Source organism: Acinetobacter endophylla, from assembly GCF_053543775.1.
This window is the reverse complement of the sequence record NZ_JBLVOM010000020.1, coordinates 1-21,994: the sequence shown is the minus strand read 5'-3', so window position 1 is coordinate 21,994 and position 21,994 is coordinate 1. Positions and strand designations below refer to the sequence as shown.

General features: G+C 37.3%; 16 protein-coding genes and 1 pseudogene. 9 read left to right on the top strand and 8 right to left on the bottom strand.

What is annotated here, in order from left to right; genetic code table 11:
• Positions 1–306 (bottom strand): transposase-like zinc-binding domain-containing protein (locus ACNPNW_RS02945; RefSeq protein ID WP_448766420.1); only part of this gene is annotated, 306 nt, incomplete at its 3' end.
• 69 nt (positions 307–375) lie between these two features.
• Here ACNPNW_RS02945 and tssD point away from each other — a divergent pair.
• From tssD to ACNPNW_RS02910, 7 genes are all read left to right on the top strand, one after another.
• On the top strand, positions 376–879 hold the full coding sequence (gene tssD / locus ACNPNW_RS02940; protein WP_005107016.1) for an Hcp family type VI secretion system effector: 504 nt from the start codon (positions 376–378) through the stop codon (positions 877–879).
• A gap of 77 nt (positions 880–956) precedes the next feature.
• Positions 957–1,445 carry a type VI secretion system baseplate subunit TssE gene (gene tssE, locus ACNPNW_RS02935; RefSeq protein ID WP_071851320.1) on the top strand — a complete coding sequence of 163 codons (489 nt, stop codon included), beginning with the start codon at positions 957–959 and terminating at the stop codon, positions 1,443–1,445.
• Positions 1,442–3,250 (top strand): type VI secretion system baseplate subunit TssF, encoded by a 1,809-nt coding sequence (gene tssF / locus ACNPNW_RS02930; RefSeq protein ID WP_420937272.1) that lies wholly within the window; start codon positions 1,442–1,444, stop codon positions 3,248–3,250. Before tssE ends, tssF begins: the two co-directional genes overlap by 4 nt.
• A complete protein-coding gene (gene tssG / locus ACNPNW_RS02925; RefSeq protein ID WP_420937273.1) occupies positions 3,214–4,209 on the top strand; it encodes a type VI secretion system baseplate subunit TssG in 996 nt (331 codons plus the stop codon). Before tssF ends, tssG begins: the two co-directional genes overlap by 37 nt.
• Complete coding sequence (locus ACNPNW_RS02920) at positions 4,206–5,645, top strand: hypothetical protein (protein ID WP_420937274.1); 1,440 nt, start codon at positions 4,206–4,208, stop codon at positions 5,643–5,645. The genes tssG and ACNPNW_RS02920 overlap by 4 nt, the downstream gene beginning before the upstream one ends.
• A gap of 34 nt (positions 5,646–5,679) precedes the next feature.
• On the top strand, positions 5,680–9,513 hold the full coding sequence (gene tssM / locus ACNPNW_RS02915; RefSeq protein WP_420937275.1) for a type VI secretion system membrane subunit TssM: 3,834 nt from the start codon (positions 5,680–5,682) through the stop codon (positions 9,511–9,513).
• A 185-nt stretch (positions 9,514–9,698) separates the two neighbouring features.
• Positions 9,699–10,460, top strand: a complete 762-nt coding sequence (locus tag ACNPNW_RS02910; RefSeq protein WP_420937277.1) for an OmpA family protein — start codon at positions 9,699–9,701, stop codon at positions 10,458–10,460.
• Between the two features lie 117 nt (positions 10,461–10,577).
• Here ACNPNW_RS02910 and ACNPNW_RS02905 read toward each other — a convergent pair whose 3' ends face one another.
• The 6 genes from ACNPNW_RS02905 to hsdR all read right to left on the bottom strand — a co-directional run bounded on the left by ACNPNW_RS02905 (position 10,578) and on the right by hsdR (position 20,532).
• On the bottom strand, positions 10,578–11,912 hold the full coding sequence (locus ACNPNW_RS02905) for an ISNCY-like element ISAba32 family transposase (protein ID WP_448766497.1): 1,335 nt from the start codon (positions 11,910–11,912) through the stop codon (positions 10,578–10,580).
• Positions 11,913–12,533: 621 nt separating this feature from the next.
• The gene (locus ACNPNW_RS02900) at positions 12,534–13,898 is read right to left on the bottom strand and encodes an AbiJ-related protein (RefSeq protein ID WP_180120115.1); all 1,365 of its coding nucleotides are present in this window, start codon (positions 13,896–13,898) and stop codon (positions 12,534–12,536) included.
• A 6-nt stretch (positions 13,899–13,904) separates the two neighbouring features.
• Positions 13,905–14,873, bottom strand: coding sequence for a protein NO VEIN domain-containing protein (locus ACNPNW_RS02895; RefSeq protein WP_448766496.1), 969 nt, complete (start codon positions 14,871–14,873; stop codon positions 13,905–13,907).
• Entirely contained in the window at positions 14,873–16,612 is a 1,740-nt protein-coding gene (locus ACNPNW_RS02890; RefSeq protein ID WP_448766495.1) for a restriction endonuclease subunit S, read from the bottom strand. The genes ACNPNW_RS02895 and ACNPNW_RS02890 overlap by 1 nt, the downstream gene beginning before the upstream one ends.
• Before the next feature lie 15 nt (positions 16,613–16,627).
• Positions 16,628–18,103 carry a type I restriction-modification system subunit M gene (locus tag ACNPNW_RS02885; RefSeq protein WP_448766494.1) on the bottom strand — a complete coding sequence of 492 codons (1,476 nt, stop codon included), beginning with the start codon at positions 18,101–18,103 and terminating at the stop codon, positions 16,628–16,630.
• A 56-nt stretch (positions 18,104–18,159) separates the two neighbouring features.
• Positions 18,160–20,532 carry an EcoAI/FtnUII family type I restriction enzme subunit R gene (gene hsdR, locus ACNPNW_RS02880; RefSeq protein ID WP_448766493.1) on the bottom strand — a complete coding sequence of 791 codons (2,373 nt, stop codon included), beginning with the start codon at positions 20,530–20,532 and terminating at the stop codon, positions 18,160–18,162.
• 365 nt (positions 20,533–20,897) lie between these two features.
• Here hsdR and ACNPNW_RS02875 point away from each other — a divergent pair, with 365 nt between their 5' ends.
• Together ACNPNW_RS02875 and ACNPNW_RS02870 are read left to right on the top strand one after the other, a co-directional pair.
• Positions 20,898–21,509, top strand: a complete 612-nt coding sequence (locus tag ACNPNW_RS02875) for a TnsA endonuclease N-terminal domain-containing protein (protein ID WP_448766492.1) — start codon at positions 20,898–20,900, stop codon at positions 21,507–21,509.
• On the top strand, positions 21,502–21,822 hold the full coding sequence (locus ACNPNW_RS02870) for a hypothetical protein (RefSeq protein ID WP_448766491.1): 321 nt from the start codon (positions 21,502–21,504) through the stop codon (positions 21,820–21,822). Before ACNPNW_RS02875 ends, ACNPNW_RS02870 begins: the two co-directional genes overlap by 8 nt.
• A 7-nt stretch (positions 21,823–21,829) precedes the next feature.
• On the opposite strand, the pseudogene ACNPNW_RS02865 reads toward ACNPNW_RS02870, so the two are convergent.
• Positions 21,830–21,994, bottom strand: a pseudogene (locus ACNPNW_RS02865) (IS5/IS1182 family transposase); the annotation flags it as partial.

The following is a 21,994-nucleotide window of genomic DNA, read 5'->3' as shown; positions in this document are numbered from 1 at the left end:
AGATTCATAATGACTTTGTTTAGGCTGAATTTGATAGGCCGATTCAGTTAAAGTCCGTAAGACTTTACCGATACTAATGCGCTCAACTTCAGCGATATCTCGTATACCGCTGCCTCTGACCATTAACTGTAATATTTTACGAGTAATGCCAGAATTACATCCTAGATAGCTCAGAGCATGGTCACCAATAAACTGACGTTTGCAGTCTTTGCATTGGTAGTTTTGTTTCCCATCTACTTTGATGCCATTTTTCTTTATACTGTCACTGAGGCAGGTTGGACATTTGATTTCTAGAGTTATTTGCATTTCTCTATTTTATCAAAATTCAACCTGCTTTTTTTTAGCATACTTTTTGATACACCACCAATTATTAAAATGAAAGACATTTACATCCAGTTTCGTGGCAAATATAAAGTTGATGGTGAATCTCGTGATTCAGAACATAAAAGCTGGCTAGAAGCAAATTCCTGGTCGCACAACATTCGTCAGCCAAAATCTGCCACATCTTCCAGTGTAGGCGGTCATACCGCAGAACGAGTTGAACATTCCGACATGATTTTTATGAAAGATCTGGATGCAACCAGCCCAAAACTTTGGGAAGCTTGTTCGGCAGGTTATACCTTCGATGAGGTACAAATCGATTTTTATCGTGCTAATGGTGATAAACGCGTTAAATACCTGCAAATTAAATTAAAACATGTGCTGGTTTCTCAGGTCACTCCGACAGTAAATCAAGAAGGCGTTCCAACAGAAGCTTTTGGTTTGAAATATGCAGCAGTTGAGTGGACGTATAATCAGCAAGATATTAATGGTACACAAAAGGGTGCCGTGACCAAGAAATGGTCATTATCAAATAATACTGCTTCTTATGCAGCGTAATTTGACCTTTTTTAGAGGCTGGTCTTGATCAGCCTCTCTGATATTTATAAAAATAAATAAAATTAGACTATAACAATATGAATTTGGATCAGCTTTACCCTTACGGATTTAGAACAACATTATTTGACCGTCTATTACCTCAGGACATTCAATGTTCTCAAGGGCTTTCATTGCAGGCTTTAAGAGAGTCTGTAGCAGATGATCTGGAAGATCTGTTGAATACTCGTTTAGTTAACTTGGATGTAGATGACAGTTATGACCAGGTCAAACGTTCAATTCTTCAATTTGGCATCATTGATTTTGTAGGTCTTTCAACGGCAAATCCAATGGACCGGGATAAAATCTGCCGCTCGATTGAACATTCTATTCACGCGCATGAACCACGCTTAACACAGGTAAAAGTCGAGATGCTGATGGATGAGCATAATAGGGGAAGTCTGTGTCTAAGTATTCAGGCATTCTTAAATATTTATCCCCTATATGAACCGGTAATTTTTGACGCATTCCTCAAGCCTACTACGCAACAATACGTAATTTTGTCTAAAACATCAGCAGGTGTGCTGTGATCGAAGAATTATTACCTTATTACGAAAAGCAATTACAGGAATTTGGGCAACAATCACGAGAGTTTGCCAATAAATACCCAAAAATTGCCCAACGCCTTTCGTTGAATCAAGAGCAGATTGATGATCCGCATATCGAAAGACTGATTCAGGCATTTTCCCTGATTTCTGCCCGGATCGATAAGAAACTGCACGATAGTTATGAAGTATTTACACGTGCTATTTTTGAGGTGATGTTTCCACAGTACCTTAAACCTTTTCCAGCATGTTCAGTGGTCAGTTTTGACGATGCCATTAAAATCCGACAGCTTAAAAGTAGCCAGCAGATTCCCAAGCAAACTGTATTAAAATCAAAAAGTATCCGTGGGGTACAGTGTGAGTATCGTACGACAAACCAGGTTAATTTATTACCAATCGCCTTAAAATCTGTTAATTTTAAAACGCATGCTTCGACTCATGTTCATTTAAATCGAAATGCAACCTTGAGCTTTGGTTTTGAAATTTTTAACCAGCAGCAGCGACTGTTGGAACAACAAAAATTACCTATTTATCTGGATGCAATTACCAGCTTTCCATTGCAAGTACTAGATTGTATTTTTAAGCCAGAGACTGGTTTTTCTGTAATAGTACAGAATCAAGAGATTGATATTCAAAATCCATTTGAACTAATGGGATTTACTGAAGCGGAAAGTGCGCTCCCAGTTGATCAACATACTCATCATGCCTATCGTTTATTAATCGAGTATTTTTGCTTTCCAGAAAAATTTAATTTTCTTAACCTCAATCTGAGTTTTTTAAGAGAATTAAATATAGAAACCGCAGAATTTGAGCTACACATTCATTTTAAAATAAATCTGAATGATCAAGCTATGATCAGAAATTATTCAGAATTAAATAGCGCTAATTTCAAATTATTTGCGACACCAGTTATAAATTTATTCCCTAAACAGGCTGAGCCACAAAAAATTGATCATCTGCGCCTGGAATATTCATTAATAAGTGATGTACATCATCCTGAATATTTTCAGGTATATGCGATCACCGAAATGAAGTTATTGAGAGAGAAACGCGAGAACAGTCAAAAAACTTATCCCGTATTACCTTTTTTTGCCATGAGTCATTATCATCAGGCTGATGCTCAATTTTATTATCACCTGTTGCCCGAGCAAAGTAATACCAAGCATACAGAACTGAAATATTCGATTATTTCCAAATCTTTAGAACCACAAAAAATTTCATCAGACTTTATCAGTATGCAGTTGTTATGCAGCAATCGGGATTTACCTTATGAAAGTTATAACAAAGATCAGAATAACTTATCTCTCAATGACAATAGTTTGGCACGTAAAGCCATATTATTAAAAAGACCCAATTTACCTTATTGTTTTGATCAAAAGCAGCAAGAACAGTGGCGAATTATCTCGCATTTATCATTGAATAATCTTTCTTTAATGAAAGCAAATGCAGTCAGTCACATTAAGGAATTACTTGAACTGTATAACTTGCCGCAATCCAAAGACAACCGGCTAATTATTAATTCAATTCAATCGATCCAGTTTTCTCTGAGCCAGAAGTTGCGTGAGCATAAACCATTTCCACTTTTTGTACGGGGTGTCAAAGTTGAAATCCAGATCGATCCAGAAGTCTTTAGAGGAGCCAGTCTGTATATCTTTGTGCAACTTTTAAATCATATTTTTAATTTGAAAGTTCAAATGAATAGTTATGTGGATATGCACGTCATAGATTCAAAGTCAAAACAGGAGTTATACCAATGCATACAGAATGTTGGTGGCAAAAGGCTTCTGTAGTTGGTCGGCTCTTTCAGCAGCCGACCAGCTTTGAATTTATTCAAGCCACGCGATTATTAAGACATGCACCTGCACGGAACAGACATCAAGGATGGAGTAAATCATTTGAATTTATTAGTTCACTCAATCTTAATTTTCCAACTTCTGAAATTGAATCATTGCAATGTCAAGATCATAAAGTTCAGATGACCAATTTAATCGTGGGGTTGACTGGCGTACAGGGCGTATTGCCTTATATCTATACACATAAAATTAAACAGAGTACCGGGGCACACCGAGAAGAAAGCTTACACTTTCTCGGACTGTTTAATCATAAATTGTCTGCACAATATGTCGATGCCTGTCTGAATTATCATTTACCACTGCGTTATGAAATTGAGCATGAAAATCATTATCTAAACATGCTTCATGCTTTGAGTGGCTATAGCGGTCAACAACATGAACAGCAACCTATAGATGACTATTTTGCTGAGTTTTCAGGCTTGATGCAGGGGCAAAATAATACCCATTATGCGTTAAGCAGCATATTGTCTTGTATTTTTAAATATCAATTTAAGATTAATGAGTTTATTCCGGAAAGCTTCCAACTGGATGATCAGCAAAAAAGCGGTTTGGGAGCTTTGCAACCAGTTTTACTGGGAATCAACAGCTTCTGTGGAGAGACCATTCAGCAAATTGATGAAAAAATTGAAATCGTCATTGGTCCATTAAAACGTGAAGACTATATAAATTTTTTATCTGAAGGAATACATAGCGCCAAATTGAAACAGTTACTTCAAACCTGGTGTAGCCCGACCATGTTAGTGGATCTTCGGTTGATTCTAGACAAAGATGAATTATGCCCAGCCCAACTTGGAGAAGTACATTCGATGGGGCTAGCCAGAGGAGCTTTATTAATGCTGAATCCGGCAATCCACAATGCGGAAACCTGCTATAGCCTGATAGGAAAAATGTCATGATTAAGCGTATTATTCAGACTTTTATAGTTTTATCCGTTTTAAACAATGTTCTTGTCATTTATTACTGGCGAGATACTCAATACGATCCATCAAATATTGATTTCCTATTATATTTTGGCATTTTACCTTTGTTAATTTGCTTGTTGTTATTAACACCTTATTTTATTTATAAAGCTGTAAAATCCTATAAACAAAGACAGCAAGAACAAAAGGATAGGGCTCATAAATCTCTTCAAGCACAACAGCAAGAATTAGAAAATAAAGAAGAATTGGATCAAGCGATTGAGGATTACACGCTCAATATTTTTTCAGCTGCCGCTTGGCACAGTTTTGGCGAAAATGCAGAGATCTTGCAGCACATGAAGCAGTTCAAGAGTCCTGAGCTGGACTCAGAACTGCTAAATCGTTTTGGTCTACCTATATTGACATATCGCATTCATTCTGTGGACCGCTTACTTGAAGAAAACGGGACTAGCGAAGAAATGCTTCCAACATTACAGGAACAACGAATTCAACAGTTGATTCAACAACAACTCGAACAGCATGAAGAAAGTCTGAGCTTAATTTCAGAAAAGTTAAAACGTTCAGCACTATTTTATGATCACGAACTGGCTTATGAATATCGAATGCATCCGGGATGGATACAGGAGAACTACTGTGAAGATGAAGGAAATATTGCCTCTAATCTAATAGCAGTAAGCCGATTAAATAGGTTGAATCTGCATATTTTATTGGCGGATCATATGACTGGGGAGTGGAGTAATCTCTATCAAGAGCAGCTTATAAGTCAAATTCAACGACAATACGCATTGCTGCCTGTCCAAATTCATACCAAGTTTTATCTCCTATCTGCTGATCATGCTTATTCAGCTTTGCTGGAGCTATTACAGGAAATTTCAGGTCAATCACATGAGATCAGCTTGATCATTATGGCGGATTCTGAAATTGATCAGGATTGTCTGGATCAGCAATTTTGGCAAAATGAAGAGTATATTGCTGCAGAATATACTGCCAGCTGGTGTTTATCCGCACATGACTTAGAGGTTGAGGGGATGATGCCTTCACGAATATTGACTCTCAGCAAGTACGTCACTGACCTATATGCGTACTTGGGTCAGAATCAGGTTGATCTGTCCTATCAGCTGGAACAGGCACATCCTTTTTTAGTTTTCTTAGATGAAGCCACTCAGTCTAAAACAATGAAAATAATACAAGAAAAATTTACTAATATTGATTTTGAGCCGGAGCATACCATTTATCCTCAAAGCTATTTGGGGCATACCCAACAATTGGCAGCAGTTTTTGCAGCGATGATGTCATCATATCTATACGACAATGTCATTACAATAAGCTATAGCACACAACAAGAATCAAGCTATTTATGTTTTAAAAATAAAGAAAGTGATCAACTGAATGAAATCTCATTAGTAGCCTAACTATTTATAAAAATTAAAGAAGAAAGAGATAAAAGTGAATACATTATTTTATACAGTCCTGGGGTATGTCTGGCAGTACATTAGCAACCCTAAAACAATGATGGCCTTATCCTTTTTAGTGGTCATTATTTCTATAAAAAATACGGTTTCTGATCGCATTTTCTGGATATTGCTGACCGTCTATGTCGCCATATTAATAGGCTGGGGGATTTATACACTTATCCGGTGTTATCTGCATACTAAAAAGGGTGAAGAAATCGAGACTGCCTTATCTCAAGGTTTTGCAGCTGAAAGCAAATACAATAATAAAGAAGAACTTCAGCAGATCAGTCAGCAAGTCAAACAATCTATTCAGTTGATTCGTAAGTCAAAATTAGGCGATCGTAAGGGTCACGCGGCACTGTATGAACTTCCTTGGTATATGGTCATCGGTAACCCGGCGGCTGGGAAAAGCTCGGCGATTTATCATTCCGGTTTGCGGTTTCCTTTTGAAGAAACTCATCAGAAAATGGTCTCTGCCGGACTTAGCGGAACTCGAAACTGTGACTGGTTTTTTTCAACTCAGGGTATTTTCCTGGATACAGCCGGACGCTATTCAGTCTACCCGGAGGACCATTCTGAATGGTTAGGCTTTTTAAATATTCTCAAGAAAAATCGTTCTAAAGCGCCCGTAAATGGTCTTATTGTGATCGTAAGTATCGCTGAGTTGGTCAATCAAAGTCCGGAGAAATCTCTACAACTGGCCAAGAACCTGCGTGCCCGTATTCAAGACCTGACTGAACGTCTAGAAGTTTTTGCGCCAGTTTATTTGGTATTTTCCAAGATGGACCTGATTGCCGGCTTCACGGAATTTTTTGATTGTTATCAAGGACAAGAATTGGATCAGGTGTGGGGCGCAACTTTGGCTTATCAACCAGACTCGAGTGCAAATGCTGTTCAGCTATTTGAAAAGCATTATGGCATTTTATATGAGGGTCTGAAAAATGTAAGTATGACCCATTTAACCCGTCGGCATTCACAGCATATTTCACCCAGTGTAATGACCTTTCCACTGGAATTTAAGAGTCTCAAACCGGTATTAAGAACCTTTATTTCCACTTTATTTCAAGACAATCCTTATCAGTTTAAACCGGTTTTTCGTGGATTTTATTTTACCAGCGCCTTACAGGAAGGCTCCATTGAAAGTCCAATGACAGAACAGATTGCTGAGGACTTTCATCTGATCCGCAGCGATAATCATGATCTTGGCCTGTCTAAAGAGTCTGTATCACAGAATCATGGTTATTTTCTGAAAGGTTTATTTTCTGAAGTGATTCTTAAAGATAAAAATCTGGTGAAGCAGCATATTAATCCGGCACGAAAACGCCGACGCTTTATGGCTTTTACTGGTGCTTTACTTACTGTATCGATGGTGTTGAGTCTGTGGGTGTGGTCTTATCGAAATAATCAGCAATTAATGGAAGAAGTTCAGGCGGACCTGAATAAGGTCGTACAGATGCAGAAACAGTCAGGAACGGAGCTGGTCACACAAATCGATGCATTATTAATTTTGCAAGCTCATCTACAACAGTTAGATCAATTTGATCAGAAGCGCCCATTAAAATACAGTTTTGGTCTATATCAAGGACAACAGATCAGGGAGAAACTGCAAGCTGAATATCTTAAAGGAATTGAGCAATTAGTATTGCAGCCCAGCCAGCAAAATATTGCAGAATATCTACAACGGGTAAAAAGCAATGCAGCAGTTCTTAAAGAAAATCATATTCATGTGCAAATTAATCCGACTGCACAAGTTCAGCAACTCGCATTAGAACCATCTGACCAAAATCCGCAAGATGCTTATAATGCACTTAAAACATATCTGATGTTGAGTAACCGTAAATCTATAGATTCCAGTCATCTCAGCGATCAGTTGACACGTTTTTGGCGGACTTGGCTGGATCAGCATCGTGGTCAGCTGCCACGTGCTGAAATGCTGCAAAAGGCCGAGCAGTTACTTAGCTATGCCATGACACTGACAGATTCGAGTTCATTTCCCCAGCTGGATTCCGATACTGTTCTGGTTGAACAGACTCGCCAGGTTTTAACCGCGATGATGACCGGAGTGTCTGCACGAGATCGTGTATATAACAAAATTAAAATGCGGGCTTTGGTACGTTTTCCTGCATTAACGATCAAACAGATGGTCGGGGAGAATGCTCAGACAACCATGTTGGGAAGTTATGCCTTACCCGGTTTTTATAGCTATCAAGCCTGGAACGAATATGTACAACCTGCCATAGAAACCGCGGCGCAAAGCCCAACTGAAAGTAAAGATTGGGTACTTAATACATCACAGTCTGATGATTTGAGTTTTAGTGGCAGTCCTGAACAAATTCGACGCCAGCTGACTGAAATGTATAAAAAAGAATATATCAGCGAATGGCGTAAATTCTTGGGTGCCATTTATTATGCCAAGGCCGGTGACTTTAATCAGCAAACATATCAGATAGATATTCTTGGCGAACCAGAAAACTCACCGATTCGTAAAGTCATACAACGGATAGCGCAAGAAACCAGCTGGGATAATCCAATGGTACAAGCTGAGTTGGCGGTTCCACAAAAAGGTTTTATTGCCTGGTTTAAACGCAAGATATTGCAACGTCATGATGGCAAGTTGGCACAGAATTCTGCATCGACTTTCTCTCAGGGGATGATTGCCAAAGACTTTCAGATCTTCTACCAGATTGTACGTACACGAGATGATTTGCAGAACCGGTCGCTGCTGGATGAGTATATGCAATCTCTGGCCAAGATACGGAGTCGCTTTAATGATCTAAAAAGTTCTGGAGATATTGGTCCGGCGAGCATGATGCTCCTTAAGCAGACCGTTGATGAGCAGAATTCTATCTTTAATATCACTCAAAAGTTTGTGGATGAGAAAATGTCGGTAGGAACCCATGAGCTGGATCAACAGCTGATTAAAAAGTTGTTTAGTGTTCCTCTCACACGTTCCTTTGAAAGTCTGATGCTCCCGGCACAAGCTGAAATGAACGAACTCTGGCTAATACAGGCCTATCAACCATTTAATGCAAATTTATCGCAAAAATATCCGTTTAGCAATCAAGGTAGCTTACAGGCAACCTCTCAAGAAATTAATCAGATTTTTGGTGAAAATGGCAGTATTTCCCGTTTTGTCAAAGAGCATCTTGATCCCTTAGTGATCCGTCGTGGCTATAGCTTAAGCTCGAAAACCTGGCAAGATTTAGGGCTTAATCTAAATCCTGTGTTTGTTGCAAACTTTCAAAATTATGTCGCGCCTGTGAATGGTATGGCAACTGGTGAGTTAAATAATACCAGTCGTCAGGCAGTGAGACCCAATCAATCTAATTTCCAGTTTTACCCACTGGAACAGGCTCATTTATTGGCTTATACCATTGATATTGATGGACAAAGAATGCTATTTGAAAACGGAATTCAACAATGGGTGAATTTTATCTGGCCAAATTCCGGCGCAATTCCAGGCGCACGGATCACGGTGATTGATTTGGAAGGGAAGACCCATACCATTTTTGATGAGCCTGGGGAATATGGAATCAATCGTTTGATTGATAGTGCTCAGCGTACACAAAAAGGCAATATTTTTGAGATGGTCTGGCGCAGTAAAGAGAATCCTGAACTATTTGTGAAGACCAATTTTCGTTTGGTGAGTGGAAATAATGCAAGTTCTATCGGAAGTAATCCAAGTTATAGCAATTTACAGTTGGTGGATCAGGTTGTTTCGAATAAAGCAGTAAGAGTGGTCGCAGCACAGAATACGACGATGTCAGGAAAAACAGCTCAGATAACTAAGACGACTGCTGCAAACACAGGAACTTTAGCGCCATGATACTCATCAATCATATTGTAAATGGATCACGTGGGTGAATTGATATGAATTAAAAACAACCAATTTTAGTGTAGAAAATAATTCAAGGTTGGCGGTACTAGAATAGTCTTTAACTGAGAGTCAGATAAGCCTGACTCAAAGCATTAAATTAATTAAATAAACATTTATAGAAGCATAAAATGAAAATAAAAAATAAATACTTAAAGTTAAATAAAATCATTATTTTATTCTGTTTTTTAATTGGTTTTAATGTGCATGCACAACCTGTAATTGCTGAAGGTAATGTACCGAATAACAGTAGTAAGCAAGCTATTTTGGCGAAATTGTATTCAATTTATGGTCAGGAAAATGTGATAGATCGCATTCAGATTCGTCAAGTAGTAGCACCAACGGGTTGGTCAAATATAGTCACTGATGTGATTAATGAAGACCTTAAAAAGGTTAAACACGGAATGTTAACAATTAAAGGTTCTGATATTCAGCTAACGGGTAAAGTATCAAATTCTTATGAAATTCATGATACTACAGAAAGATTTAAGGGTTTAACACCCGAAAATTACCGTTTAAATGCACAGCTTTCAGTCAATCAGGCAGAACAGAAGATTATTGATGCTGCATTAAAGAACCGGATTATTGAATTTGAATCTGGCAGTGCAATATTAGCAACTTCAGGTATACAGATACTGGATGAAATGGTCAGTGCCTTAAATAAAGTTAGCGGAAAAAAGATACGGATTATTGGACATACGGATAGTTCAGGCGATACTAATAAAAATCTCATGTTGAGTCAGCAACGTGCAGAAGCAGTAAAAGCTTATTTAATCGCAAAAAATCTTCCAGCGCATTTACTGAGTACTGAAGGTTCAGGTTCAAGTAAACCTGTAGCGGATAATGCAACAGCTGAGGGTCGTAAGAGAAATCGTCGGATTGAATTTGAAGTGCTTTAACGTTTAAGTTGCTTGAGCAGCTATAAGTATATGGTGAATGACCTGTATGAGTATATTAATAGTTGTTATTCACCAATTAAAATGTCTATGCGATAAACCATTTAAAATGTCCTGTTTTTAACCACAAGAGTCAAGCACAGGATTTAACTTTCTTTGTTCAATAACAGCTTTCTGAGCTTTACGACTCGGCATACTTTTCTTGAGACGGGAACGTTTATTCTGTTTTTCCAACTCTTCATGCTGTTGCTGAATATGTGCCAGAACTGTACCTAACCGTTTATTCTCAACGATCTCATTCTGCTGTAGCCCAGCTAATTTATTGAAAATGCTGTAGTTGAGCTTTCGTCCCTCGTGCATGAGGGCCACAGTCCCATCCGGGTACTCCAGAAATGAAATATATTGCCCAACAAGCTTATGATTCAGCTCTATCGGTTCAAGCAGATAAATACATTTGTCATAGGTCAGGGTCAGATTCTTGGTGACCTTACGCGGTTCCTGCCAGGTAAAAATATCATCCAGTTCAAGATCAGATTCGGTTAATGGTCGATGTAAATTCTTTGAGTTTCGCGCATATTTGGCGAACTTCTGATTGAAATGCTCAATAAAGCAGGGCAGCCAGGCATTTGCCTCGGCAATTGAACAGATACCTTCTAGGCGCATTTCCTTGATCAGGCGATCCTGGAGTGTTCTGTTGGCACGTTCCACACGGCCTTTGGCCTGGGGTGAGTTGGCGAAGATAATATCAATATTTAACTCATTCAGAATCCGCCCAAATTGCGTGATCTGGCTATCTTGGCTCGATTTCTGATTCACTCGGAATACCGAGTGTTTATCGCTATAAAACGCTAAAGGCTTGCCGTATTGCTCAATGTAGGCTCGGGTTGAAAGCATATAATCAAAGGTCGTTTCAGCCTCACAAAAGCGCAGATGCAACAGCTTTCCAGTGGCGTCATCGATATAAACCAGCAAACAGCATTTGGCCGCTCGACCTTCAAACCAGTCATGATATGAGCCATCAATTTGGATCAGTTCACCGAAGCAATCACGGTTGTATCGAGGCTGATATGGACGTTTCAGGCGCTTGGATCGAGGAATCCAGAGGTCATTTGCAGTCATCCAGCGACGAACCGTTTCTACCGGGATATGCAGGCCAAACATGCTGCTGAGCTTCTCATGAGCCAATGTAGGACCAAAGCCAAGTAAATGTTCAGAAATAATGGAAAGACATTCTGATTTTAACAGGACGTCATGGCGACGATGACCCGGTTGACCACGACTGGCATGTGCCATACCTGAGACACCATCTTGATTGAGCTTCTGCAATAACCGGGTAATTTGACGGGTGGAAAGATTCAGGATTTCAGCAGCACGGACCTGGGTAATACGATGATCTCTAACGTCTTGCAGAACTGCAAGACGTTGAATTTCTTTATCAGACATAGTGATCAGCATCTATATTTTATATCCAGTCCATGGTGATAAAAACCATCATAAACCAGACATTTTTATTGGTGAGAATATAGACACTTTAAATGGGTTCTAACAATAGTATTTCGTATAATGTATATTATGTTAAATTGAGTACATGATACTTTAAGTTCATATCTTCCTTGTTGTCCATAAAAGTTAATTTTGAAATTTTCAGCAGAAATTAAAGCTAAAAATGAAATCGGCAAAAAATAAAGCTAATTATGAAATAAAACCCATTTGGGCAAAATTTCATAATTAGCTTTATCGAATGAATCATCCCAGTTCGTAAGACGAACTGGGATGATGGTTCTTGTATCGTCTGCGTACAAGAGAAACGCATCTGAAAAGGATTTCTGACTTGTATATTTTACTTGTCTAAAAAATTAGACTGTTTCTCCCACTCCGAAACTAAGCGAGTTCAACCGACATATACCAGGTCCACGAAAACAATCATGTACAACTGCTAACGCTATGAAAATTAGAATAATCAAATAATTATTTTCCTACAAGCGTTGGCAAGCATTTAGCCTACCAGCGCCTAGGTAGTAAAAATAATAATTAAAAATCATATAGATATAACTAGAATTTTTTGCGTTTTAAAAATTAAAGAATTTCATGTTGCTTAAACAATGCTGTAAAGAAATCTTTTACAACTGATACCGCATTATCTTCGGGTGTATTTTGATCATTATAGAACTCTGCACCACCAAAACGATAAACTTCATACCCTCTTAAACGCAGCTCACGGTCTACTCTAACCATTTCGGCATAGCGTTTGGTATCCGCTCTACCATCTTCTCGTGCGTAATGGTGTTTTCCATCAATTTCAATAATGACGCGCTTTAGATTTGGAAGAATCATTAAGAAGTCGATACGTTGTCGGATTCGTGTTTTCCCATTTGGTAGATCTTTGGCACTTACTGGATCATATGCTACATATACTTGTGGTAATAATGCGGGAAGTGTGTCACCCAAGAATCCAAAGTTTATAAAATATGCTTTGAAAAACATAATTTCAGCTTCTGAATCTAGAGAATCAATTAATCGTTTTTTTAAACTTTTATTAATTTCTAAATTATTATCTTCCCACCAGTCTTCTAGCTGCTGCCAAGTAAGATGATCATATATTTTTTCATCATAGTTCAGTGAATTTGCATCAGCAATTAAAGAAATATCACCATCGAGAACATCTGTAATACCAAAATCTGGTTTCACATTTTTCGAAGCAAAGATAATTTGTTTCGGGACTTTTATGGATTCTTTTTTCTTTTCAGTAATTATATATTTCGTTCTAAAAATTTTTGAATCTTGATCAACAACTATTTCATATCCGTCATTTCCAATAATTTCATTAAGTCTATTAACTAACTCTTTATTAGCTTGTTCTGATCGATGTGAAGGATCTAATAAAAATTCTAGAAACCAAAGAAAATGTGTGGTTGAGCAATCATAAGCTCCTATATATTTAAAAACATCACTATTGGTGAATTTTTGATTTCCAGATGTTGAATTTGTTAATACCTTTACTCTTGAGTAATCCAGCTTTTTGCCAAGATCATTATCATAACCATCTAAATTAAAATATTTCTGAATAGATAAAATGAAATCTTTCTCTCCAAAAAAATCATACAAAGCAAAAGTTTCTGCTATTTTTGTTCTATTTTCTGAAGTTAAAGGTGATTTGAATTGGTCAAGATAAAGCCCCATTGTTTGTCTATTTTTTATAGAATCAATTCTTGGGAGAATATATTCGATAAATAGTCTAAGTTCTAACGAAGTTAAACAATTTAAAGCATCTTCGGTTTTTTGATGCATATATTCTTTATTGCTATTAAAGCATGCTAATGCTTCATAGTTACTCAAGCCATGTGTTTTTAAAAACTTACTTAATTCTTTTGGAGGATCAATCTTTGAATAAATATTTCCAACTGCCCCAGCTAAGCTATGAATAATATCTTTATTGTTCATGAATAATTACTTCTTAAAATCGCTTAATTTTGCTTTAAAGGCTACTGCTTTTAGCTCTTCAGGGTGATTTTCCCCAAATGGATCATGAATTTCTATCACTTCATGTTCTGAACCATTTTCATCAAGAACTACTCGATAAATATAAGCTTCTTTTCCTTTTGATTTTAATACTTCATATTCATTTAAACTAAAGTAAAAGTCAGAGTTAGCTTTTGAGGTCGTAGTCTTTACTTCAATATATCGTGACTCACCTTCATAGTGACTTTCCATATCATAGCCCGCAGATACATTATCTAATGCAGTACGAGTAATCGCTTTTGTCACAAGTTTAGGATTGTTTGCTAAAACAAAAATTCGTGCATACTCCCATTGATAAGCAATCTCCTCTCCTTTTTTTCCTATTTCTTCTTGCCGATCTAATACTTCAATTAATTTATCTACAGACATTCCACGTTCTATTATTGTTTTGACATTATTAATGTTTGTTGGCAAGATCTCCGAGTTGGCTGATGTAGAATCACTTATCAGATCAACTACTTTTTTAGCAATATCAATTTCTATCAGACTTAATAGAACAACAGGATTATTGGAACTTGGAGCCAGCCAGTCTTCATGGTCCAATGCTGCATGATATCCTTTTGTTGAATGCCCTTTCTTATTTTCAGTATAAACTTTACCAGGTTTATTAAACTTTCTAGCTTCGGGTAGCACATCAAAAATATGTTGTCCATTTGATAAAATGCTTTTTACATAAATGCTTGGAAGATCAGCATTTAACTGGATCATTAATCCTTTTCTATGAGGGAATTCATAGACTAATCCACCTGCTAAAGCATAACCATCTTTACTAATTTGTCTTTGATGACGACTATCATGTACATTTTTACCGCCTTTGGACTCAATAAATTTAACCAAACGCTCAGTTGCATCAGAAACAGGTAAATTGTTTCTATACTTGGTATTAATTGATCCCATTAGACATTCTCAACTGCATTCGCCACCAAAGCATCTGCTAAATGAAGCTTGGTTTTCTGTAATTTACTTTGTAGAACTTGAAGCTGATCAATCATAGAAAAAAGTTGATCTACTTTTTTTACAATCAACCCTTGTTCACTCAATGGAGGTAACGGTATAGGAAACTTATTCATTGATGCCAATGATAAATTTTTGATAGTCGTACTAGTTACAGATTTTTCAGCATAGTCGAAGAAGTATGGACTATTAAAAACTAATTTCATGAAAAGTAGTGATGTTGGCTCAATCATATTAAAATAACATGCACTTTTTCCTAAAATTACTGGTTCATTATTATAAAAGGCAACATTACCAATAGTCCCATTAATTGAAACACACATAGTTCTTAAGCATAGATCCTTTTTATTTTTTTCAAAAGATTCTTTAGATACTGTTTTCGTATGATCCTTTATTTCAATCACACCATCATTTAAATTATTTCCATTGATGAAATACAGTCCAGTATTATCTTCATATTCCGGTGTTCCGTGTAGGCCGTCCCCTAAAATAGACACAATATTATTTAAGCGAGACCACTCCCACCCATTCGGCAATTCAAACGGTTTTTCATCATCGCTAATCTCAGGCAAAGGCTTTGACTTCTTAATCTTACTTTCCTTAATGAGCTTGGATTTTTCATCCGCAATCTGTTTAAGCAACTCGCTTGCAGGCTCATCGCTTGGGTCTTGTTTGACTAATTTACCCATCACAGCAAGCTGTAAAACAGTTTGTTTTAACTGCTCAATGCTGTATTCCGTGGTAAATAACACATCAAAGTTTGCAACGATGCGTTGCCAGTTGTCTTGAAACTCCTCGGCATCGCTCGATTCGGTTAAGACTTTAAGCAAAGTATCGACCAATGTGGCATGTGCATCACTGCTTAAAGTTTGTTGTTGCTCAAGCTGATCGCACAGTTGCATGAGTTCATCGACTTTTTCAACGATACGTTGTTGTTCTTCGAGTGGTGGTAATGGAATTGCTGTTCCTCTAAGCACATTCAATGATACAAAAGACTGTACAGCCCCTTGAGCATTGGCTTTCAAGTGATCTGCAATATAAATTAAATATTTTAGAACATAACGAATATTCGTAATGCTTCTTTTATATGGTTTAAATAAGGCAACATTTTTAATGCTGAACTCTTGTTCAGTATCGACTAATACTGGATTTCCAATGCTACCTATCATTGCAAATAGAATGTCACCAAATTCGACTTTTGATCTTGTTGAAATGGCTTCATGATCTTCTTTACTAATATACTTTACATCAGAAAAATCCAATTTTCCCCCTGAAATATTTTTACTCGTTATTAGAGGAAAACCTTTTTCAACATACTTCGGAGTATCATGAGTTCCATCCCTTACATCCAAATAGTCCTGTAATGTAAGCCATGTCCAATTTGATGGAATTTCGTATTTAGGTTCAACTGTAATTTTTTTTTGTTTTTTTAGTATGCCTTTATCAATTAAATCTTGTTTAATTTCATTCAGCTCTGCAATCAAAATTTGTGAGCTTTCTAAACTATTTCTTATAGATAATTTACCTTGAAATGCAAAATCTAAAATCAATTCACGAAGCTTCTGCACACCATAAATCATATCATTCGAACCCGAACTACGTCCACGCCCTGACTTCTTCTCCGTTTCCGCAGTCAGCCAAATATCCAAGTGCTCAGTAATGAGCTGTTTTACATCGGTCATCTCATTCACCCTAAATTATTGGCTTAACGCTTCATCTAAAATCGTTTTTAGCTGGTTACGGATTTTGCTGATCTCAGCTTGTAAATCCGCATACTGCGCCAACAATTCTTCAGGGTCTTTGATTTCCTCTTCCGCTTGATGTGGATTCTTAATATCTAAGTTGTAGTTACGATCTAAAATCTCTTGCTTAGAGACTTTCCATGCCTGTTCATTTTCAACACGACTGGAAAAACCGTCAGCTTCATTGCCCCACCATGCTTTTAATGAATCAAACTCTTTGAGTTGAATCGGCTTGGTCTTGTTATACGCTTTTACACCTTGTGGCAATTGATGCTCATAGAACCAAATATCTTCGGTCTTTTTGCCTTTGGTGAAGAATAAAATATTGGTGCTGATGGAAGTGTACGGTGCAAAAACAGATTTCGGTAAACGTACAATCGTATGCAGATTACATTTCTCCATTAGCTCTTCTTTAATGGCGGTTTTAATGCCCTCACCAAACATAAAGCCATCAGGTAAAACCACGGCTGCACGACCATTGGCCTTTAAAAGCTGAATCAACAGCACCATAAACAAATCGGCTGTTTCACGGGTTTGGAACTTCGATGGGAAATTCTTCTCAATACCTTGCTCTTCCGTTCCCCCAAATGGTGGGTTAGTCAGAATCACGTCCACACGTTTGTCTGCTGTCCATGAAATCAATGGATAAGACAAAGTATTGTCTCGACGGATTTTTACAGGCACATCTATGCCGTGCAAAATCATATTGGTGGTGCAAAGCAAATGCGGTAAAGGTTTTTTCTCAATGCCGTAAATGCTGTCATGCAAGACTTTTTCATCATTGGCATTTTTTACATATTGCTCACGCTTATGCTCAATGGCAGAGGTCAAAAAGCCACCCGTACCACATGCAGGATCAAGCACAGATTCATGCAATTTTGGATCAACAATCTGTGCCATAAACGTGGTGACTGCACGAGGGGTATAAAACTCGCCTGAGTTTTTCGCATTTTGCAGATCACGCAACAATTGCTCGTAAATATCACCAAAAGCGTGACGTTCAGATGATTTATTAAAGTCAAAACCCTTTTGGATTTGGTTAATCACTTTACGGATTAAACCACCTGACTTCATATAGTTATAGGCATCAGAAAATACCGCTTGCACCACACGGGCACGTGGGTCATCACTTTCTTGTGCTAGATTTTGTAAACGTGGAAACAGTTGATTATCAATAAAGTCTTTTAAAGCATCGCCTGTGATGCCTTCATCGTTGGCTGCCCAATTGCGCCAGCGAAATTCTTCAGGAATTGGAGATTTAAAAGTCTGACCATCTAAGAGTGCCAAAGTTTCTGCTTCAGTCTCACGGTCATCCACCACTTTCAGAAACAACATCCACACCAACTGACCTAGACGCTGTACATCACCATCCACGCCCACATCTTCACGCATGGTATCTTGAATGGACTTAATTGTTCCCGAAATGCTCATAATTAGACTTCAAATCATTAGATTAAATTTGAGAATGAGTGTAGCAGAATGCGTCTTTAAGACGCATCATCATAAAGTTGATTGCCGAGTTCTTTCAGCGCTTTTGTATATTCTTCAACCGACCCAAACGATTGAATAATCTCCATCAATGAACCCATCTGATTAAACGGTGGCACTTTTAAAATCTGTACATCTTCAATCGTTTTTATGCCTTGGTCAGCAAACTTATCGAGCAGTGCATCTAAGACCTGACGGGCTTGCTCATTATACTTGGTAAAGTAATTGCGCTTACGCACATTGTTAGCACGTTCTTGCTTGGTTAATGCAGGCTGATCAAAGGCAATATGGCAGATTAAATCAAACGCATCGAAGTCCTTGCCGACCTCATCTTCGAGTGCTTCAAAAATCACGCCTTGCTTTTGAAACTCGTCAATAATCAGTGATTTCTTTTCTGCACCTTTCCATTTTCTCAGGAAGGTATCTAAGGATTCATAATCCTTCAAAATATGCTCACGTGTGTAATCTTTCAGGGATTCAGTGACAAGCTTGCCATCGTTATCATAGAACTGAACTCGCTCACCTATGACTTTGACAGGTACATTGTTTACGACATATTTTTTCGGGGGTTCACCTTCAGTATCATCGTCCTCATCCCCACCTGATGGTGGATCAAAAGGTTTAGGTGCTGTGTCATCACCGCCTTCAGAATCCTCTGTTTCTTCTGGTGGTACGATAGGATCATCACCTTTCGGCTCATAGATCACCACAGGCTCACCATCAAATGCAGGATCGCTAAATAACTCAGTCGCTTTTTTAAAGTCCATGATGGTAAACCATGACTTACCGAAATCTTCGTTGACACGAGTACCACGACCAATGATCTGTTTAAACTCAGTCATGGATTGAATGTGTTGATCCAACACGATCAATTTACAGGTTTGTGCATCAACACCTGTGGTCATGAGCTTAGATGTCGTCGCAATCACAGGATAACGTTCTTCAGGATTGATGAAATTATCTAACTCAGCTTTGCCTTCTTCGTCATCGCCCGTAATCCGCATCACATATTTACGGTTCTCTTTGATTTTGTCAGGATTCAGGTTGACCAATGCCTGACGCATCCGTTCTGCATGGTCGATATTGTCACAGAACACAATGGTTTTTGCATATGGGTCAGTACTGTTCAAATACTCTGTAATTTTTCTAGCAACCAACTCTGTACGCTTTTCTAGGACAAGCGTTTTATCCATATCTTTTAAGTTAAAGATACGATCTTCGATTTCATTACCGTGTTTATCTTTTTGCCCTTTAGCTGGTCGCCACCCTTGCAGATCCTTATCTATATCAATACGAATCACTTTGTAAGGTGCAAGGAAACCATCTTGAATCCCTTGTTTCAAGGTATAGGTATATACAGGCTCACCAAAATAAGTGATGTTGGATGTATCTTTGGTTTCTTTGGGTGTTGCAGTTAAACCAATGTGGGTCGCTGAACTAAAATATTCAAGAATGTCACGCCATGCGGAATCTTCTTTAGCACTGCCACGATGACATTCATCAATCACGATTAGATCAAAGAATTCAGGAGTAAACTGCTTATAAATATTCTTCTCTTCTTCTGAACCTGTTACAGCCTGGTATAAGGACAGATAGATTTCATAGCTTTTATCAACCGTGCGATTGGTGATTTTCGTCATCTTGTCGCCAAACGGTTTAAAGTCATTATTCTTGGTTTGATCAACCAGAATATTACGGTCAGCTAAAAAGAGAATGCGTTTTTTAGCACCAGATTTCCATAAACGCCAAATGATCTGAAAGGCGGTATAGGTCTTGCCTGTACCTGTTGCCATGACCAATAAGACACGATCTTGCCCACGAGCAATTGCTTCTAATGTCTTATTAATCGCATTAGTTTGGTAATAACGTGGTGTGCGATCTGTACCATCATCGTAATAAGGAAATTCAACAATAGCTTTTGCAGCAGGTGTTATTAAACCATGATGCTGCTGATATAGGTTCCATAACACATCTGGCGCTGGGAATTGATCTAAACCTAACTCTGTTTCCAGCTTATTGGGATTAAACAAACCTGTCTGGTCATGTAAAAGAAAGCCATCTCCATTCGTGGAAAATACAAAAGGTGTTTGCAAACAGTCTGCATAACCAAGTGCCTGCTGCATACCTGCGCCTAAGGTATGATTGTTGTCTTTGGCTTCAATAACACCTATAGGGATATTCTTTTTGTAATAAAGGATATAGTCTGCTCGTTTAGTTTCGCCACGAGTGTGTAATTTGCCACGAACCATGATTTGACCTTTAGTAAAAGTCACTTCTTCACGGACCTGTTGCGCTGTCCACCCTGCATTTATTAGAGCAGGATAGATAAAACGAGTACAGATCTCACGTTCTGACAAATCCTTTTTAGACATATACCCCTCTCATGCGTAACAATGTGTAAATTGCGTAAACTTATGTAAAGAAAATTTGTTTTTTACTTGAATTTTAATATATCAATTTTTTGAATACATTTTCAGTTTTGCGGATGATTTAACTAATAATTTTTTTCATTTATTTTCTTAATGAAAATTATTATTGAAAATACTAGAAAGATACAACTCGCCTAAGACATGATTTGAATAGGGTTTAATTTATAAAGAAAAAATGAAATTGATTAATTTAATGAATGGATAATCCATCCAAATAATTGACTTTATTGATTAATTTTACAAATAGCAATAGCAAAAATATTTTAGTTTTTTCATCATAAGTCTAGGTAACAAGATAGGCTTATCTTATGAAAATTCTACATATCCCACGAAAAATTACGCCACATCCTCAGCGTGTAACAGGTTTATACGCAAGTCGTAAAAATGGTTCATATATTGGATGGGAATCACAATTAGAAAAGGATGTCTGTTTTTTACTTGAACATAATACAGATGTTCTGCGTTATGAATCACAATCAAGAACTTTTGAATATATCGATGATGGAAAGAAAAGAACATACACCCCAGACTTCTTCGTCGAGTACTCAAATGGGCGAGAAATGTATTTAGAGGTTAAATCTCAAAAGTTTGTTGATAAATTTAAACAGGATAAACAACAGATTTTGGAAGAATTCTATAAAGCGAATATATCATTCAAAATTATTACAGAAATTGATATTAGATGTGGATATTTTTTAGAAAATATCAAATATCTTGAAAGATATGCAGATATTCCAGTTAAGCAAGATACATTAGATATAATTGCAAAAATTAAGAGTAAGTATATATCTATAGAAAAACTTGCTGAACTTGTTCCCCTTCACGAAATATATAATTTAATTTACCTTGATTATTTTGATGTTGACATCAATAGTCAGCTACTCAAAAGCAATTCTATTCTAGGGTTGTATAATGATTAAGGTAAGTTATCAAAATAATATTTGGGATTTGCATCAAAATGAAAATGTTTTAAATCTAATTGATGCAAATAATAAGTCAAATATTTTAGAAATTGAAAGAAAAGAATTTGAAGATTTGCTTCATAAAGATGTTATTACTTTTTGGGATAATTACGTCTCACAAAATCAGACAAGTTCATTAACATATTTTGAAAGTAAGGAGGATATTTCTGAAAAAGAAAAAACAAAAATTGAAATAATAAAAAGATATATTAGATTGGGTAAAAACGGCTTTGTTGCACAAAGATTTGAAATGCAAAGCGCCCCTAATTGAGCCAAATTTAAGGCGTAACTTGGGTAAGTGGTCGACCTAATTCCGTAAATCTGTTGAGGACTGCCACACGTGCATGGATCTCATTGACTTGGCTATCAAAACTCCTTGCACTGAGTTTATCTCCTAATAATTTGATGCAATGCATCTTAGTTTCAACCAAACTTCGCCGATG

What these genes read in the sequence shown, in the direction of transcription:
- tssD (WP_005107016.1), top strand. Translation starts at nt 376, where the DNA reads ATGAAAGACATTTACATCCAGTTTCGTGGCAAATATAAAGTTGATGGT.
- tssE (WP_071851320.1), top strand. Translation starts at nt 957, where the DNA reads ATGAATTTGGATCAGCTTTACCCTTACGGATTTAGAACAACATTATTT.
- tssG (WP_420937273.1), top strand. Translation starts at nt 3,214, where the DNA reads ATGCATACAGAATGTTGGTGGCAAAAGGCTTCTGTAGTTGGTCGGCTC.
- ACNPNW_RS02920 (WP_420937274.1), top strand. Translation starts at nt 4,206, where the DNA reads ATGATTAAGCGTATTATTCAGACTTTTATAGTTTTATCCGTTTTAAAC.
- ACNPNW_RS02905 (WP_448766497.1), bottom strand. Translation starts at nt 11,912, where the DNA reads ATGCTGATCACTATGTCTGATAAAGAAATTCAACGTCTTGCAGTTCTG.
- ACNPNW_RS02900 (WP_180120115.1), bottom strand. Translation starts at nt 13,898, where the DNA reads ATGAACAATAAAGATATTATTCATAGCTTAGCTGGGGCAGTTGGAAAT.
- ACNPNW_RS02895 (WP_448766496.1), bottom strand. Translation starts at nt 14,873, where the DNA reads ATGGGATCAATTAATACCAAGTATAGAAACAATTTACCTGTTTCTGAT.
- ACNPNW_RS02890 (WP_448766495.1), bottom strand. Translation starts at nt 16,612, where the DNA reads ATGACCGATGTAAAACAGCTCATTACTGAGCACTTGGATATTTGGCTG.
- ACNPNW_RS02885 (WP_448766494.1), bottom strand. Translation starts at nt 18,103, where the DNA reads ATGAGCATTTCGGGAACAATTAAGTCCATTCAAGATACCATGCGTGAA.
- hsdR (WP_448766493.1), bottom strand. Translation starts at nt 20,532, where the DNA reads ATGTCTAAAAAGGATTTGTCAGAACGTGAGATCTGTACTCGTTTTATC.
- ACNPNW_RS02875 (WP_448766492.1), top strand. Translation starts at nt 20,898, where the DNA reads ATGAAAATTCTACATATCCCACGAAAAATTACGCCACATCCTCAGCGT.
- ACNPNW_RS02870 (WP_448766491.1), top strand. Translation starts at nt 21,502, where the DNA reads ATGATTAAGGTAAGTTATCAAAATAATATTTGGGATTTGCATCAAAAT.